The sequence below is a fragment of the Streptomyces sp. NPDC060205 genome (genome assembly GCF_042728395.1).
GTDB lineage: Bacteria > Actinomycetota > Actinomycetes > Streptomycetales > Streptomycetaceae > Streptomyces.
The window spans coordinates 1-15,346 of the sequence record NZ_JBHWZP010000038.1; the positions used below are offsets into that span (position 1 = coordinate 1).

At 69.0% G+C, this 15,346-nt stretch carries 15 protein-coding genes and 2 pseudogenes; 9 read left to right on the top strand and 8 right to left on the bottom strand.

The features are described from left to right. Positions 1–4: 4 nt before the first annotated feature. Positions 5–739, top strand: coding sequence for a helix-turn-helix domain-containing protein (locus tag ACFWGJ_RS09580; protein ID WP_387322247.1), 735 nt, complete (start codon positions 5–7; stop codon positions 737–739). 226 nt (positions 740–965) lie between these two features. After that, entirely contained in the window at positions 966–2,138 is a 1,173-nt protein-coding gene (locus ACFWGJ_RS09585; RefSeq protein WP_387322187.1) for a 4-hydroxybenzoate 3-monooxygenase, read from the top strand. 502 nt (positions 2,139–2,640) lie between these two features. Here ACFWGJ_RS09585 and ACFWGJ_RS09590 read toward each other — a convergent pair. After that, positions 2,641–3,093 carry a hypothetical protein gene (locus ACFWGJ_RS09590; RefSeq protein WP_387322189.1) on the bottom strand — a complete coding sequence of 151 codons (453 nt, stop codon included), beginning with the start codon at positions 3,091–3,093 and terminating at the stop codon, positions 2,641–2,643. A 74-nt stretch (positions 3,094–3,167) separates the two neighbouring features. Beyond that, entirely contained in the window at positions 3,168–3,881 is a 714-nt protein-coding gene (locus tag ACFWGJ_RS09595) for a hypothetical protein (protein WP_387322191.1), read from the bottom strand. A 656-nt stretch (positions 3,882–4,537) separates the two neighbouring features. On the opposite strand from ACFWGJ_RS09595, the gene ACFWGJ_RS09600 reads away from it, so the two are divergent. The 5 genes and pseudogenes from ACFWGJ_RS09600 to ACFWGJ_RS09620 all read left to right on the top strand — a co-directional run bounded on the left by ACFWGJ_RS09600 (position 4,538) and on the right by ACFWGJ_RS09620 (position 8,350). Next, positions 4,538–5,335: a peptidoglycan-binding protein gene (locus ACFWGJ_RS09600; protein ID WP_387322193.1), complete on the top strand. Its 798-nt coding sequence runs from the start codon at positions 4,538–4,540 to the stop codon at positions 5,333–5,335. Continuing rightward, positions 5,332–6,198, top strand: coding sequence for a helix-turn-helix domain-containing protein (locus ACFWGJ_RS09605; protein ID WP_387322195.1), 867 nt, complete (start codon positions 5,332–5,334; stop codon positions 6,196–6,198). The genes ACFWGJ_RS09600 and ACFWGJ_RS09605 overlap by 4 nt, the downstream gene beginning before the upstream one ends. A 28-nt stretch (positions 6,199–6,226) precedes the next feature. Further along, positions 6,227–6,860, top strand: a pseudogene (locus tag ACFWGJ_RS09610) (transposase family protein); the annotation flags it as partial. 59 nt (positions 6,861–6,919) lie between these two features. Beyond that, positions 6,920–7,875 (top strand): annotated as a pseudogene (locus ACFWGJ_RS09615) (ornithine decarboxylase); the annotation flags it as partial. A 190-nt stretch (positions 7,876–8,065) separates the two neighbouring features. Beyond that, complete coding sequence (locus tag ACFWGJ_RS09620; protein ID WP_387322197.1) at positions 8,066–8,350, top strand: hypothetical protein; 285 nt, start codon at positions 8,066–8,068, stop codon at positions 8,348–8,350. Between the two features lie 328 nt (positions 8,351–8,678). Here the strand turns inward: ACFWGJ_RS09620 and ACFWGJ_RS09625 are convergent, their stop codons facing one another. After that, positions 8,679–8,873, bottom strand: coding sequence for a hypothetical protein (locus tag ACFWGJ_RS09625; RefSeq protein WP_387322199.1), 195 nt, complete (start codon positions 8,871–8,873; stop codon positions 8,679–8,681). Between the two features lie 379 nt (positions 8,874–9,252). On the opposite strand from ACFWGJ_RS09625, the gene ACFWGJ_RS09630 reads away from it, so the two are divergent. Next, positions 9,253–9,441: a hypothetical protein gene (locus ACFWGJ_RS09630; RefSeq protein WP_387322201.1), complete on the top strand. Its 189-nt coding sequence runs from the start codon at positions 9,253–9,255 to the stop codon at positions 9,439–9,441. Between the two features lie 317 nt (positions 9,442–9,758). Here the strand turns inward: ACFWGJ_RS09630 and ACFWGJ_RS09635 are convergent, their stop codons facing one another. The 4 genes from ACFWGJ_RS09635 to ACFWGJ_RS09650 are packed head-to-tail and all read right to left on the bottom strand — an operon-like array spanning position 9,759 to position 13,637. Further along, on the bottom strand, positions 9,759–10,217 hold the full coding sequence (locus ACFWGJ_RS09635; protein ID WP_387322203.1) for a MaoC family dehydratase: 459 nt from the start codon (positions 10,215–10,217) through the stop codon (positions 9,759–9,761). A 34-nt stretch (positions 10,218–10,251) separates the two neighbouring features. Then, positions 10,252–11,799: a long-chain fatty acid--CoA ligase gene (locus tag ACFWGJ_RS09640; RefSeq protein WP_387322205.1), complete on the bottom strand. Its 1,548-nt coding sequence runs from the start codon at positions 11,797–11,799 to the stop codon at positions 10,252–10,254. A 37-nt stretch (positions 11,800–11,836) separates the two neighbouring features. Further along, positions 11,837–12,709: an amidohydrolase family protein gene (locus ACFWGJ_RS09645; protein ID WP_387322249.1), complete on the bottom strand. Its 873-nt coding sequence runs from the start codon at positions 12,707–12,709 to the stop codon at positions 11,837–11,839. A gap of 16 nt (positions 12,710–12,725) precedes the next feature. Beyond that, positions 12,726–13,637 carry an SDR family oxidoreductase gene (locus ACFWGJ_RS09650; RefSeq protein WP_387322207.1) on the bottom strand — a complete coding sequence of 304 codons (912 nt, stop codon included), beginning with the start codon at positions 13,635–13,637 and terminating at the stop codon, positions 12,726–12,728. A gap of 133 nt (positions 13,638–13,770) precedes the next feature. On the opposite strand from ACFWGJ_RS09650, the gene ACFWGJ_RS09655 reads away from it, so the two are divergent. Beyond that, positions 13,771–14,226, top strand: a complete 456-nt coding sequence (locus ACFWGJ_RS09655) for a MarR family winged helix-turn-helix transcriptional regulator (protein ID WP_387322209.1) — start codon at positions 13,771–13,773, stop codon at positions 14,224–14,226. A gap of 15 nt (positions 14,227–14,241) precedes the next feature. Here the strand turns inward: ACFWGJ_RS09655 and ACFWGJ_RS09660 are convergent, their stop codons facing one another. Further along, positions 14,242–15,249: a PaaX family transcriptional regulator C-terminal domain-containing protein gene (locus ACFWGJ_RS09660; RefSeq protein ID WP_387322210.1), complete on the bottom strand. Its 1,008-nt coding sequence runs from the start codon at positions 15,247–15,249 to the stop codon at positions 14,242–14,244. Positions 15,250–15,346 lie beyond the last annotated feature (97 nt).

Here is a 15,346-nt window from a genome sequence, read left to right on the forward strand (position 1 = left end):
TCAGATCCTGCAAGGCGGTGCCTGGCTGCCGCACGGCTTCCAGCTCGACCCCCACAGCCACGTCCAGGGGCAGTTGGTCTACGCCGCCGCCGGCGCCCTGGCCACGGCGACGGAGCGCGGCACCTGGGTCGCCCCGGCAGACCGGATCACCTGGACGCCCCCGCGCTTCGCCCACTCGCACCGCTTCTACGGCCAGACCGATGTGCGGTTGGTGTCCGTACCGCTCGGCCTGTGCGCCGAGCTCATCAATCACCCCAGTGTCTTCGCGGTGAGCCCGCTGCTGCGCGAGGCTCTCCTGGCGCTCACCGACGAGCCGGAGCGGCGGCCCGGCGCCCACCGGCGCCTGCTCGCCGTGATCGTGGACGAGTTGGCCGATGCCGCAGAGACCTCCCTCCACCTTCCCGAAGCGAGCGACGACCGCCTGCGCGCCGCCACCGACCTGCTGCGCGCGGACCCCGCCCGGCCTTCCACCCTGGCCGAGCTGGGTAGGGCGGTGGGAGCAAGCGAGCGCACGCTCAGCCGCCTCTTCCACGCCGAGCTGAGCATGAGCTTCCACCGCTGGCGGACCACCCTGCGCATCCACCACGCCCTGGCGCACCTGACCGACGGGATGACGGTGACGGAGACCGCGGTCGCGTGCGGCTGGTCCAACCCGTCCACCTTCATCGACGCCTTCACCGAGGTCGTCGGCCAGACCCCCGGCCGCTACCAGGCCGGCCGGCGCTTCCACGCGCGCTAGCCGCCCCCCGGGGTTGTTCGCCCTGGTCAGGTGCGCGGCGCGCAAGGTCCGAGCCTTATTGGCGGGTTTCCGGTATCAGGTGTCGACTTACCAGTGGTTCACAGCCCGCCGGATCTTCCACAGTGGACAGCGAGCGAGCGCCGGGCCTCCCACTTCACAGCTGGCGCCGCGACGTACGCGCTCGGCGCGTACCGACCACTGCACGGATCATGAAGGGCTCCCACGCATGACTGAGACACGCGACGACACGGCCGTCGTCATCATCGGGGCCGGCGTCGCCGGTCTGACCCTCGGCAACTTCCTGCTGCGCAACGGCGTCGACTGCACCGTACTGGAGAAGCACCCGCGCGCCTACGTCGAGAAGCGCCAGCGCGCTGGAACGATCGACACCTTCGGGGTGCGCCTGTTCCGTGAATGGGGCCTGGAGGAGGTCCTCGCGGGCGACCCCATCCCGCACAGCGAGGGCGGCTTCTACATCGACGGCCACGCGATGCCGATCGACGTGGACGATGACAACAACGAGAGCCTGTACTGCCCGCAGCAGGTCCTGGTGCGCAACCTCACCGAGGTCTTCCTCCGCGAAGGCGGTGACCTGCGCTACGAAGCCGCGGACGTCGCCCTGGAGAACCTCACCCACGGCCACCCCGTGGTGCGCTACCGGGACGCCGACGCAGCGGCGCGCGCCATCGACTGCGACTTCGTCGCCGGCTGCGACGGCTTCCACGGTGTCTCCCGCCGCTCCATCCCCGCCTCCGCGCTGACCGAGTACTCCCACGCGTACGGCTACTCCTGGCTCAGCGTCCTGGCCGCCACCGAGACCAAGCCCTCAGGCATGGCGATCCATGAACTGGGCCTGGCCGGGATGATCCCCCGCGGCCCCGAGGCCAGCCGCATCTACCTCCAGTGCGCGGTCGACGACACCCCCGAGCAGTGGCCGGACGAGCGCATCTGGAGCGAGCTGGAGGCCCGCTTCGGCACGCCGCCCTCGCGAGGGCACATCGTGTCCAAGCAGATCGTTCCGCTGCGCAGCGTCGTGTTCGACCCGATGAGCTACGGCAGCCTGTACCTCCTGGGCGATGCCGCGCACATCGTGCCGCCGATGAGCGCCAAGGGCATCCACCTCGCGCTCCACGACACCGAGGTCTTCGCCCGCGCGGTGATCCGCCACACCAAGGAGGGCGACTCCAGCCTCCTCGACAGCTACTCGCAGACCTGCCTGCCGCACATCTGGAACTACCAGGCGTTCGCCACGTGGATCACCGACACCATGCACAACGCCGGATTCACTGGCTACGAGGGCGAGTTCAAGAAGCAGATCGCCCGCGCCGAGCTCCAGCGGCAGTTCGTCTCCGAGTCGGCGAACAAGCTGTTCAGTGAACTGACCGCTGGTACCAACTAGACCCCACCTCCTCCGGAATCATGCTGCGTCGCCGCCCGCGTCCACTTCCGGAGCAGCCCCGCGCAGCGCCGCTTCGCAGCTTGGAATCCAGTTCAACGCCGGCGGTGACGCGGGCCAGTGCGGTGGGAGGACCGGGGAGCAGTCGGCCCCCTCTCCGGACTGGACGCAGCTCATCCGCTTCGACACCGACGGTCGTTCCAGCGGCTGCCAGCTGGCGTTCAGCGTCTACGACCCGGACAGGGTCCTGGCGGGCGCCTCCATCAGTTACTCGCTCCAGCCCAGCGCCGGCGGTGACGGCGGCCGGTGCGGGAACTAGCAGGACACACGTACGTGATGCCGATTCTGCCGATCCCGGTGTTCGGTCAGACGGTCAGGCTCGACACCGACGGCCGGCCGGGCTGGTGCAACCTCACCTTCACGGTGACGGGCAACATCGTCCTCGACGTCCAGTTCTACCCCGACGGTGACGCGTGGTGTGACCCGCCAAGTGCGGTGGTTGGTGTTAGTCAGCCCACTCGTTGCCGCAGGTCGGGCCGGTGACGAAGCGGTGTGAGCTGATGGCGTTGTTCACAGTTGCACCACTGCTGAATTTGTCGTCGGAAAGGTTGGAGGCGAATCCCTCGCTGCGGGACAGGCAGATCCATCCTCCGGTCCACGTGCCAGTTCCGTTGAAGAACTGGGCTTCGAGCGTCGTTCCCTTGTTGAGGATTGACGAGGCCTTGTTGGTAGCTGAGGCTTCATAGTGCCCGATGCCGTCACCCCAGTTGGAGTCCCAGCCGGCGTACTTTCCAAGGAATCCGGTGCAGTTGGCGCCGTCATAGGCGTACATGTAGGTGGGCTCAGCACCATCCCATGCGTTGTCGCAGTCCGCAGCTGCGTGCGCGGTAGAGACCGGGAGTGCAGTTCCGAGGGCGGCCATGGCCATGACGGTCAGGACGGCGGGAAGCTTTCTCAAGAGGGACTCCTTGTTGAAGAATTCTTACCGTGGCCATCTGGTTCACGGCGTGTGGGGAGGGTTGTGAGTCGGCTTCAGAGGTTCCGTGCCCGGGCAAGTGCGGACAGCCTCATCTGCCGGTACGCGGTGCATTCCTCGGCATAGCGGCGTGCCACCTTGTCTCGGTATTCCGCTTCCAGGGCGCGCGCGGTTTTTCCGAGGGATGTCTGTTGGGCGCACTCGGCCTCGGTAACGGCTAGGGTGGATTCGGATCGCAGGGCCTGGGACTCGCTCATCCCGCGAATGAGGGTTTCCCTTTCGCGGCGGATGGCGTCGGGGCTTTGGAAAGGTCGGCCCGCTGTTTTCATGCACCGTGCCCATGCCGCTACGGTGCGGGTCAGGCGTTCGTCCTTGAGGAGGCGCGGAAGGTACAGGGGCGTCAGCGAGGTCATGGTCTTCTTGGCGCGGAACCAGGTTGCGTAGTCGCCGTGGAGTTGTTCCCTGGCCTGGGCGGAGCAGCCGCCGCGCGGGGTGCGGACCGAGCCGCCGGACGGCAGTTCGGTGGTGATGGTGTGGGTGAAGGTTCCGTCAAGTGCCCTGGAGTATCTGACGCGTTCCTTCCTGGGGAGCGCCTTGACGTAAGTGATGTTGGGATGGTCGCGGTTGGCCTTCTGGGCTGCGCTGTCGAAAGACCGGCCGTAGCCGTACTGTCGTGCCCAGGCGACGTCGTCCACGACGTAGGCGCCGACTTTGCGTGCCGGTACGCTCGGCACCGGCAGGGGCCAGTAGCGGAAGCCCTGGCGCTGCATGCACTGGGTGACGAGGTCCTGTTCCGCGTGGTCTATCTCTACTTCTTCCGTGAGGGTGAGGTCCCTTACTGAGGGCCCATGCGTGGAGACGGCTCGTTCCTGGTGTTGTCGACCGGTATCGGCCGTGCTCTGCGTTCCAGTGCTGCAACCGCTCGTCACGCAGGCCAGAAGGACGGCCGAAAGCAGGATCCTTCTCTTCCTCCGCACTCCGTGCCCTCGTTCCTCTCGGATTGTCTTAGCGGTGCTCCTTGCGGACGCCGCGCTTCGACTGCCGGAGAGTAGAAGGCGGCGAGGAGCTGAACTTTGCTGTGCGTGCACAGAAGTTGGTTGGTTGTGCAATGAGCGGCTCGCCAATTCATTGGACCTGCGGATGGAGGAGCCGACTGCAGTGGCCGGCTCCGCAACGAGACTGCAGGTTCGGTGAGATCTTCGGCCACACGTGACGCGAAAGTGGCCTCGTCCCGGGATGTCTCGCCCGCTGACCTGCGAAGATGCCGCGCGTCGAGTCCCTGCGGCGGGACTGCGACGAGAGCGGGACGGCTGCTTCCGCGCCCGGGCAGGGGCGCAGCAGGGCGCGTTCCCTGTGACACCTGGTGCAGAATGAGGCCGGATGCAGGGGGCCGGGGCTGGGGTCCCGAACACAAGTGGGGGGATGCGTGTCGCGCTGGAAGGAACTGCCCGCGGAACTGCATCCACACGTTCACCGGCTGATCGTGCGGCTGCGCAGGCTGAAGGACCACAGCGAATTGAGCACGCGGCAACTGGCCGCGATGACCGAATACAGCGCCAAGTCGTGGCAGCGATATCTGAACGGCAGGTCCCTGCCGCCCCGGGAGGCCGTCGAGGCGATGGCTCGCGTGGGCGGTGACGATCCGGACCGGCTTCTGGTGATGCACGAAATCGCCGCCCAAGGCTGGGCAGAGGGGAGGGCGGTACCCACCGACACCCCCGAAGACTTCTCCGTGACACCGGAACACACCCCAACGGAGCAGCAGCCGTACAGGCGCCACTTGCGCGCCGCGGTCACTGCGGGAGCAGTGGTCACCGTGCTCTCCGTCTCCGTGGCACTCCTGCTTGCCATACGGCTCACCGAGGCCCGTGCCCAGCTCGCGCACGACCGCAACGATGCTGTCGCGACGACCCCGGCCACCGTGTCGGAGTCCCTGGTGCCGGTCATCTACACCTGTCGGCTGGAGCAGCGTGACGGCCGTTGGCACGCCGGCCTGAGCCGCACCGCGGACATCCTCCTGTCCAACACCCAGGTGGGGCTCGAAGTGGCCGAGGCACAGTGCCTGCTGCGCCGGGCGGGCGCTGCGCCAGGGGTGATCGACGGCATCTTCGGCCCGAAGACGCGGCGAGCGGTCGAGTACATCCAGAAGCAGAACGGGCTGATCGTGAACGGAGTCATCGACCCGCCCACCTGGCAGGCCCTGCGGGAGGCGGCACCCAAATGACCATGGAAAACGCCCAACTGGTCGCGGCACTGCGGGAGCTGCGAGCCGGTGCGGGGCTGAGTCTTGCGGCTCTGGCGGAGCGGACGCCGTACAGCAAGTCTTCGTGGGAGCGTTACCTCAACGGCAAGAGCATGCCTCCTCGTCAGGCCGTACGGGAGCTGTGCCGACTTGCGGACGCACCGGAGGGGCGGCTGCTGGCCCTGTGGGAGATCGCCGATTCGCAGTGGAGCGGACGCGCGGCGGCCCCCGCACCTCCCCTTCCCCGGGACGAGTTGCCGCAGCCACATCCGCAAGAGCCGCTGACGCCCGCCGGGACCTGGCGACGGCGACTTCGCGGGAGCAGGCTCCTTGTGGTGCTGGCGTCGGCGTACACCGTGATCGTCGGAGGAGTGGCGATCCTGCTGCTTCTCCTGTTGCCGGACTCGGAGGCTCAGCAGGCCGAACGGCTACCGGCCTCCGTTCCGTTCTCCCTCGCCCCCCAATGCCACGGCGCCGCCTGCGAGGGCAGGGACCCCATGAGCCTGATCTGCGGCATCGGCCCCGAGACCCTTGCCTCGTACCGCACGGCCACCGGCGCCCACATCGAGCTGCGCCACAGCAAGAAGTGCGGGGCGAGCTGGGCCCGGACCTGGGGAACCGAGATCGGCGACCGGGTGGACGTCACGGCAGGCGGCCCGACCCACGGCGTGCGTATCAGGAACAAGGACGACGCGGAAACCTTCGTCTATACCGAGATGACCGAGGTCCAACCCGGCAGTACGATCCGGGCCTGCTTCCGGCCCGCCGCTGCGCACGGCGAACGGGAGTGCGTCGAGGCCCGCCTGGGCGGCGACGCCGCCACCCGGACGTCGTCCCCTGAATAGCGTCAACCTTGGGCACTGTGATGCTCGGCTTCCGCTGGCGGACCGGCTGCTGATGGTCGCCGTGTACTCCTGCACGCACCTGACCATGCGGCAGCTGGGCCGCTGTTCGGCGTCTCTCCGGGCACGGTCTGCCGGATGATCCAGCGGCTTCGGCCGCTGCTCGCGCTGGCACCTGCTATGTCATTCGTGGATGCCACGGACCGGTTGTGGATCGTGAATGGCAGCCTCATCCCGGTCCGGGACCGCAGCGTGCGAGCCTCCAGCCGCAATGACCGCTTCTCAGCAAACGTGCAGGTCATCATTGATGCCGACACACGTCTGGTGGTGGCTGCCGCCCGGCCGCTCCTGGGAACAAGGCCGATGCCCAGGTCTGGCGGAACTCCGGACTCGCCGAGCACTGCGAAGGCGTCACGGTGCTCGGCGACGGCGCTTACATCAACACCAGGCTCGTCGTGCCGCACCGTAAACGCCCCGGCCGGTCACTGCTGCCGGGCGACGAAGCGGACAATGCGGAGCATCGCCGGGTACGGGCCCGCGTTGAGCACGCCTTCGCCCGCATCAAGCACTACAAGATCCTCCGAGACTGCAGGCAGCGTGGCGACTGCCTCCACCATGCCGTCCAGGCTGTCGCCCACAAGCGCAACCTCGCCCTCACAGCATGACCAGCACACGCCAACAGCCCAGTTCAGACTGCTTGATCAAGACCTTCTGGAACGCGCTTTATGGAGTGAGCGCGGACCTGAGCTCACTCGCCGAGGTCTGCCACCGGCGCGGGGTGCCGCTCATCGTGGACAAGGCGTGGGGGTGCACCTGCCCTTCCAGCTCGACCTGCCGACCTGGGCGATGGACGCGGGCGCGGACACTGCGTGACGAGCATCCACAAGATGGGCAGTGGCCTGTGCAGGGTTCCGTCTTCCACCTGCAGGGCGATCTCGTGCCGCCGCACTTGCTGTAGATGCGCGCGGACCTGCTCGGCACGACCAGCCCCTCGGTCCTGATCTACGCCAGCCTGGACGGCTGGCGCCGGCAACTGGCCCTTCACGGCCGTGATCTCACGGACCGGGCCCTTCAGCTGGCGGCCGCGGTCCGCTCCGCGATCGAGGAGATGGACGGCCTGCACGTCAACGGCCGGGCCGACTTCTGCACCCCGGGACTCACGGACGGTTTCGATCCGCTGCCGGTCATCATCGACATCGCCTGGATCGAGATCACCGGCTACCAGGCGGCCGACTGGCTGCGCGAGCGCCGCGGCATCGACACCCACCTGACCGACCACCGACGTATCGGCACGCATCCCACACACGGCGACGACCGGGAGACCGCCCGGGAACTGCTGACCGCACTCAAAGACCTCACCCACGCGGCACCGGATCTTCCGGCCGGTCCGGGTGTGCACGTGCCGACGCCGGGCGAGCTGCGCACGAAACAGGCCCTCCTGCCGCGGGACGGGTTCTTCGGGCCGGCCGGAAACGTCGCGGTGTCCGAAGCAGCGGGCCGCCGCGCGGCAGAAATGATCACACCGTATCCACCCGGCATTCCGGCCGTCCTCCGCAGAGTGCGCCTCACCGAGCCCGTCCTGCGGTACGTGACAACCGGGCACGCCGCTGGCATGAACCTCCCGATGCCGCGGACGCCGAACTTCGTACGATCCGGGGCACCGAGCGACACAGCGCCTGAGCTCTGACGGCAGATCCTCGCCCTGCCGCGTCCCGTTCCCACGGTGCAACCCTGAGCCCCGCTCCGTCGCTGGCACGAGCCAGCTCGCGCACGCCGGCGCTGCACGTCGTGGCCCAGGGTGGACAGGCGGTGTTCTGGGGTAGTAGTCGAGCTGTCGTCCTCGCCACTGCGCAACAGCGAGCGTGAACCCGTGGTCTGGGATGTGATCGCGATGGATAATCCGCTGATCGGCACCTCGGTGCGGACCCGCCCGTACTCGGCCCCGCGACGGGTATGTCTGCTGAACAAGATCAGTGAGCTAGACACAGAAAACGGCCGGTTGCAGCAGGCCGTCGTCTCCCACGCCGTGATCGTCCGAGCGATCGGCGTGATCGTCGCTCTCGGCAACCTTCGCCCCGATCAAAGCTTCAAATACTGCAAGAGGTCTCACAGCACACCAGCATCAAACTGGGGCGAATCTCCGAACGCGTCGTGACTGGGGCCACAGCGAGCGATTGCTTGACGAGATGCGCGCCGCTCTGGACAGCGCATGGGCTGTCGCACGAGCCACCTCGACACACAGCTCCGCCGCGCGCGCTCCCAGCCGGACGGCAGAGCGCCGGATGAGGCTCCGCCGCCTGGCCGGCCTGGCGTGGTCCGCCCTGCACCTGCAGGCGTGCCGCCAGCGGCGCCGGGCGCCCTGCGCCGTCACCGTCCGTACGGGGCCGCGCCGGCGCTGCTCCATGTGCACCCCGGGTGCGGGTGTGGAGCGGCGCCGGCCAAGGCGGCGAGGCCTACGCCACAGCCGCGCGATGTCAGAGCACCTACGGGTGATCCGGCTGCTGGGCTGGCGGCACTCCTCCGCCCTCGCCTCCGCCCTTCTTCCCCTTGTCCGTGCCGTGCGGGCGGGTTCCCGCGTCTTGGGCGGCCCCCTGGCGGGCCTTCAGCTCGCCGCTGTCCTGCGGGGTGGCGCCGCCCTTGTCACTGCGGCGCTGTTCGGGCTGCTGTGGATTCGACATGCGCCGGACTCCTTCCGGGAGGTGTGTGATCCGTGCCCGGTCCGGGTTCCCCAGGCAGCGCGGGTGACGCATAGCGGGCTGAGCGGCCCATGATCCGCCGCCCGATCAGGTCTGTGTCTGTAGGGCTGGACCATGGTTGGTTCAGCCCTTCGGCGGCGCGGTCAGCGGAGGCGTACGACATGGACGGCCATGATGGTCACTGTGACTTTTGTGATCTCCTAAGCGACCCGGTTCTGTTCGACGTGCACCCGGCGCAGGTCCGGTGAGCCGACGGGGGCTGCCCTCTCATCGGGGCTGGTCGGCGAGCAGATCGACGGCGTTCATCAGCCGACACATGCCATCAGGGCGTCCTTTGGCAACGATCGTTTCAGGAGCGCGGTTGCTGGCCGCCGCGGCCCTCGCGCTGGGCAGCTGCCTGGCGCTGGCTGTCCCGGCGGGAAGTGCCGCCGCGGCGCCCGCCAACCCCGTGCCTACTGTGTTCTCCCGCGCCCTCGACGAGGCGCTCGCCGGCCGGTGCATCCCGCCCCGGCGCGGTGCGGGTGGAACGCGCATGCGGCGCGGTCTCTGAGGTCGGCGCGGGCGCCTCCCCGGCAGCCCGGCAGGTCGCCTCGGTCATTGATGAGTGCGCATGTGGCTGAGTGCCACCTGCGCGCCGTGCCTGCGGGCATTCTTCGGCGAGGAGCGGCGTGGGACGAGCTTTGGTGGCAGGACCGGACGTGGCTGCGAGTATGCAACGGGGGAGGCCGGCGAGGATTCGCTGGTGACACGGCCGGGTGTCGGGGGTCCCTCTGAGAACAGCGGATGTGGCTCGCGCCGGTGCCACCTGGGCAGAGCAGGAGAGGGCTGCCCAGGTGCGTCCGTCGGCCGTCTGTGCCGCGCCCGCGCTCAGGCGTAGTGCCGGTACACGGCCTGTGCCACACACGCGGGCTTGGTGCTGCCCTCGACCTCGACCGTGAAAGTCAGCTGCATCTGCACACCGTTGCCTTTCACCTCCTCGACCGAGTCGACCGTGCCGTGCAGCCGGATCTTGGCGCCGACCGGCACCGGGCTGGGGAAGCGGACCTTCTCCAGGCCGTAGTTGACGCTCATGGAGACGTCCTGGATCTCCAGCAGGTCACCGAAGAGCGGGATGATGAGGGCGAGCGTGAGGTAGCCGTGGGCGATGGGGCCGCCGAACGGGCCCTCCTTCGCGCGCTGCGGGTCGGTGTGGATCCACTGGTGGTCGTCGGTGGCGTCGGCGAAGGTGTTCACCCGCTCCTGTGTGATCTCCAGCCAGTCGGTACGGCCGAGGTCGCTGTCGGCGAGGGCGATGAGGCCGTCGAGGCCCTTGGCGGTGGTCGTCATGGAACGCTGCCTTTCACGTGGTGATGAGGAAATGTCAGTTGTCGGGAGTCAGATGGTGGGACCGGGGCGCGTAGGTGTCGCGCACGGCCGGTTTGACGATCTTTCCCGAGGCTGTGCGGGGCAGCTCGGGAGCGAAGACCACGGTCTTGGGGATCTTGTACTTGGCGAGTCGACCGTGCAGATGCGCGAGGACCTCGGAACCATCGGGCCGGGCTCCGGTCGCCAGGACCACGACCGCGTGGCCGACCTCGCCCCACACGGCGTCCGGCACCCCGACGACCGCGCACTCGGCCACCGACGGGTGGCTCAGCAGGGCGTCCTCGACCTCGGCCGGGTACACGTTCTCCCCGCCGGAGACAAACATGTCCTTGACCCGGTCGACGATGTAGGCGTACCCGTCGTCGTCCGTCCGCGCGATGTCGCCGGTGCGCAGCCAGCCGTCGTCGGTGAAGGCCGCCGCGGTGTCCTCGGGCCGGTTCCAGTAACCGCGCATGACGTTCGGGCCCTGCACGAGGACCTCGCCGCGCTCACCGGGCCCCGCGTCACGCCCGTCGGGCAGGGCGATCCGGGTGTCGGTGAAGAAGTGCGGCACTCCGGCGGACCCCACCTTCGCCGACGACTGCTCCCGGTCGAGGAAGAGCACACCGGGTGACGCCTCGGTCAGGCCGTACCCCTGGCTGATGGCCAGGCCCCGGGCGAGGTAGGTCTTGAGGGTGCTGGCCGGGACGGGCGCGCCGCCGCAGTTCAGGGAGCGCAGGCTGGACAGGTCGGCGTCCGCCCACCGGGGCTGCGCGGCCATCGTGTCGTACATGGTGGGGACGCCGAACATGTACGTCACCCTCCGTTCCTCGATGAGGTCGAGGACGCGTGCCGCGTCGAAGCTCTCCAGGAGCACCACTTGGCCGCCCTTGAGGAGCGTGGGCAGGCAGGTCATGTTGAGGCCCGCGGTGTGGAAGAGCGGGGCGACGACCAGCGTCACCTCGTCGGCGCTCAGGTCGGCGTCGACCAGGACGTTGACGCTGTTCCAGATGATGTTGGCGTGGGTGAGCACGGCCCCCTTGGGGCGCCCCGTCGTTCCGGAGGTGTACATGATGATGCAGGCATCGTCCGGGCCGACGGTCACGTCCAGCGGGCCGGTGCCGCCGCCGGCGAGCAACTCTTCGTAGCCGAGGGCGGCGTCCGCGGGTGTTCCGAGGGTGATCCGGTGCCTGATCCCGCTGCCCGCGGCGGCCTCGATGGCCGTGGCGGTGTGCTCGGGGCTGTGCACCAGCACCGTGCTGCCGGAGTCGGTGAGGTTGTACGTCAGTTCCGGTGCGGCCAGGCGGGTGTTGAGCGGCACGAAGACCGCGCCGAGCATTCCGGCCGCGAACAGCGTCTCCAGGAACGAGGAGTGGTTGGGCCCGAGGTAGGCGACCCGGTCGCCGCGGGTCACCCCGAGGGAGCGCAGCGCGTGGGCCAGCCGCAGCACTCGTTCGTGCAGTTCTTGGTAGGTCAGTTCCGTGTCCTGGTGGACGACCGCTGTGCGCTCCGGTGTTTTGCGGGCCCGGCGCGCGGGCCAGGAACCGATGCCTTGGTTCAGCACGGCGCCCTCCTTGTGAGACGTTCACGGTCGTTGGTTCTCAGTCCTTGGCCAGACCGAGCAGCCGGGCGGCGTTCTCCTTGAGGATCTTGGGCCGGACCTCGGGCTTGAGGTCGAGCTTCGCGAAGTCGGCGAGCCACCGGTCGGGGGTGATGACCGGGTAGTCCGAGCCGAAGAGCACCTTGTCCTGCAGCAGGGAGTTGGCGTAGCGCACGAGTTGGGGCGGGAAGTACTTCGGCGACCAGCCCGAGAGGTCGATGTACACGTGCGGTTTGTGTGTGGCGACGGCCAGCGCCTCGTCCTGCCACGGAAAGGAGGGGTGCGCCAGGATGATGCGCAGTTCGGGGAAGTCCACGGCCACGTCGTCGACGAGCATCGGGTTGGAGTACTTCAGCCGGATGCCGCCGCCCCCGGGCACGCCGGCGCCGATCCCGGTCTGCCCGGTGTGGAACAGGGCGGGGACGCCGAGTTCCTCGATCGCCTCGTAGAGCGGGTACGCCATCCGGTCGTCGGGGGAGAACGCCTGGATGCTCGGATGGAACTTGAACCCGCGCACGCCGTGCTCCTCGACCAGCCGGCGGGCTTCGCGCACACCCGCCCGGCCCTTGTGCGGGTCGACGCTGGCGAAGGGGATGAGGACGTCGCCGTGTTCGGCGCAGCTCTCGGCCACCTCCTCGTTGGCGATGCGGGGATGGCCGGTGGCGTGCTCGGCGTCCACGGTGAACACCACGGCCGCCATGCGGCGTTCCCGGTAGTACGCGGCCATCTCGTCGATGGACGGCTGCCGGTGGCCGTGGGCCTTGAAGTACTCCTCCGAGGCGCCGAAGAGTTCGGGGCTCAGCGCGCCGTGACCGCTCTTGGAGATCTCCGCGTGGGTGTGGACGTCGATCGCGGTCAGCGCGGCGACGTCGATGGCCTGGTCGCTCATCTCAGGCCTCCGGGGCCTTCGGGGCGGGGATGCCGTACGTCTCGGGCTCGGCGCCGACGCCCTCGTGCCACCGCTCGGCGATCGTGTCGGCGCTCCAGCCGCCGTCGGCGAAGGCGACCGCCTTCTCCGCCGGGTGGGACCAGAGCGCGAGCCGGTCACCGCCGATGCCGATGGCCTGGCCGGTGACGTCCTTGGAGCTGTCGGAGGCGAGGAAGGTGACGAGGCCGGCCACGTCCTCCACGGTGCCGAGGCCCTCGTCCTTGCGCAGCCAGTCGGGCAGCGCTGCGCCGGTGCGCTCGGCCTCCTCGATGGCCGGCCCGAAGGCCGGGACGGTCTTGGTCATCTCGGTGGCCGCGACGGGCACGATCGCGTTCACGCTGATGTTCGCGCGGGACAGCTCCATGGCCCAGGTGCGGGCCATCGCGACGATGCCGGCCTTGGCGGCGGCGTAGTTGGTCTGTCCGAAGTTGCCTCGCTGGCCGGCGGGGGAGGAGACCAGCACGATGCGGCCGCCCTCGCCCTGTTCGCGCATCCGCACCGCGGCGGCGCGGGCACAGGTAAAGGTGCCGCGCAGGTGCACCCTGACCACGTCGTCGAAGTCGTCGTCGGTCATCTTCCACAGCACCCGGTCGCGCAGGATGCCGGCGTTGGTGACGAGGACGTCGAGGCGTCCGAACTCCCGTACCGCGGTCTCGGTCAGCAGCTCGGCCGCTGCGCTGTCGCCGACAGCGGCCACCGCGCCGGTCGCCTTGCCGCCGGCTTCCGTGATGGCGGCGACGGCCGCGTCGACCACCTCCGCGTCGACGTCGTTGACGACGACGGACGCTCCGGCTGCGGCGAGCGCCTCGGCGTAAGCCAGTCCAAGGCCGCGTCCGCTTCCGGTGACGACGGCGACTTTGCCGTGCAGGTCCATGACTGCCCCTCATCGTTATTGACAGGAATCCTGTTGGTTCGACGACTCCAGTGTTCTCATTCATCAGGAATCCTGTCAATGGGCTAGGGTGAGTCGCCATGAGAAACCGAATGGCCTGCGGCGGAGGCACGGCATGACGGAGGCGGCGCAGCCGGTGGACGGGAGCGAGGCGGAGGCGGGGCCTTCCCTGCTCTACCTGCTCAAGCGGGCGGAGCTCGTCGTACGGGCCCGCCTGGAGGAGCTGCTCAAGCCGGCCGGGGTCACGGCCCTGCAGTACACCGCGCTGACCGTGCTCGAACGGCATGACGGCGTATCGGCCGCCCAGCTCGCGCGCGACTCCTTCGTCACCGCTCAGTCGATGGCGGACATGGTCCGCGCGCTGGAGAGCCGCGGCCTGGTCCGGCGCGAGCCGAACCCGCGCAACCGGCGTGAGAAGGTCATCCGGCTCGCGGATCCCGGACGCCGGCTTCTCGCCGACTACGCCGAGCCGGCCCGGCGCCTGGAGGAGCGCATGGTCACTGAACTGGCGCCCGCCGACGTCGAGCGCTTCCGCAACGCGCTGAAGAGCGCGCACCGCGCACTGTCCTGAGGTGATGCCGGGCGCTCACGGCTTGGAGAGCTTCACCTCTTCCAGCTTGCGCGCCCGCGCGGCCTGCTCGAAGGGCGTGTCGCCGTGTGCCCTGCGGTCGCCCAGCGACGCGTAGAGCTCCGCGATGGCGGCGGAGTCGTGGTGGGACGCCAGCTCGGCCAGCTCGGGGGAGACGGTGGCGAGGATCTGCCGGAAGCGCAGTTCGGCCAGCGGCCCGAGACGGTCGTAGATCTGGACGAAGACCTGCTGGGCGCGAGGCCGGTCCCATTCCCGTGGCAAAAGGACGGCCGGCAGGTCCGGGTCGCTCTCCGGGAAGCTGCGCCAGGCCACCCGCAGTTCGGTGCGGGTGCGCAGCGCCTCCGCCGGGCTGATGCGGCCCGCGTCGAGGTGGTCGAGGACCGGGGCGTAGCGGTCGATGAAGGCGCGGTATTCCTTCGTCAGTGCCGTCAGGTCGAAGGCGGAGACCGGATCGCCCTCGGCGGGGCCGCCGGGGACGGTGGCGCAGCGCAGCACGGTCGCGGTCGCTATGCCGAGGTCACGCAGCAACTCCTGCGCCTCAGTGCCCAGGTCGCGCGGTGAGACCCACAGTCCGTCGTAGAGGGCGGCGAAGCCGAGCACGCGCAGCCGTGAGCGCAGTGCGGTGCGCAGGCTGCGGGCCTGCTCCGGGACGGAGAACGCCACCACCGTCCACTGGCCGTCCCACTCCGGCGCGGTGGTGCCGAACGTCAGCATCCGGTGCGTGCGCTCGACGATCACCTCCGAGGTGCGCGGCGGAATGCCGTATGCCGTCGTGCGTCCGTCGCGCGAGGTGTCGAGCAGACTGCGGGCCACGAGCCTGCGCATGGCCGCTCTGGCGCCGTCGGAGGTGACATCGAAGTCGGCGAGCAGCCGCACGAGCGCGGTCGCGGGAATGTGCTCGTCCCTCCAGTACCAGAAATCACCCAGCAGAGAGGTGAGCAGGAGCTGGGGTTCCGCCCCGGTCTGAGTCCGTGGCAGCTCCGCCTTCCGCGGGTCCTTCCCCATGGCACCTCGGTTTCTCGATGGCCTTCGCGTCGAACCGAAGTATGGCACGACCCTTGCCATAGGCGACACCTCGTGCGACGCTCGGCAGCGATACCGA

What these genes read in the sequence shown, in the direction of transcription:
- ACFWGJ_RS09625 (WP_387322199.1), bottom strand. Translation starts at nt 8,873, where the DNA reads ATGTCGAATCCACAGCAGCCCGAACAGCGCCGCAGTGACAAGGGCGGC.
- ACFWGJ_RS09660 (WP_387322210.1), bottom strand. Translation starts at nt 15,249, where the DNA reads ATGGGGAAGGACCCGCGGAAGGCGGAGCTGCCACGGACTCAGACCGGG.
- ACFWGJ_RS09650 (WP_387322207.1), bottom strand. Translation starts at nt 13,637, where the DNA reads ATGGACCTGCACGGCAAAGTCGCCGTCGTCACCGGAAGCGGACGCGGC.
- ACFWGJ_RS09635 (WP_387322203.1), bottom strand. Translation starts at nt 10,217, where the DNA reads ATGACGACCACCGCCAAGGGCCTCGACGGCCTCATCGCCCTCGCCGAC.
- ACFWGJ_RS09605 (WP_387322195.1), top strand. Translation starts at nt 5,332, where the DNA reads ATGACCATGGAAAACGCCCAACTGGTCGCGGCACTGCGGGAGCTGCGA.
- ACFWGJ_RS09655 (WP_387322209.1), top strand. Translation starts at nt 13,771, where the DNA reads ATGACGGAGGCGGCGCAGCCGGTGGACGGGAGCGAGGCGGAGGCGGGG.
- ACFWGJ_RS09595 (WP_387322191.1), bottom strand. Translation starts at nt 3,881, where the DNA reads ATGCAGCGCCAGGGCTTCCGCTACTGGCCCCTGCCGGTGCCGAGCGTA.
- ACFWGJ_RS09585 (WP_387322187.1), top strand. Translation starts at nt 966, where the DNA reads ATGACTGAGACACGCGACGACACGGCCGTCGTCATCATCGGGGCCGGC.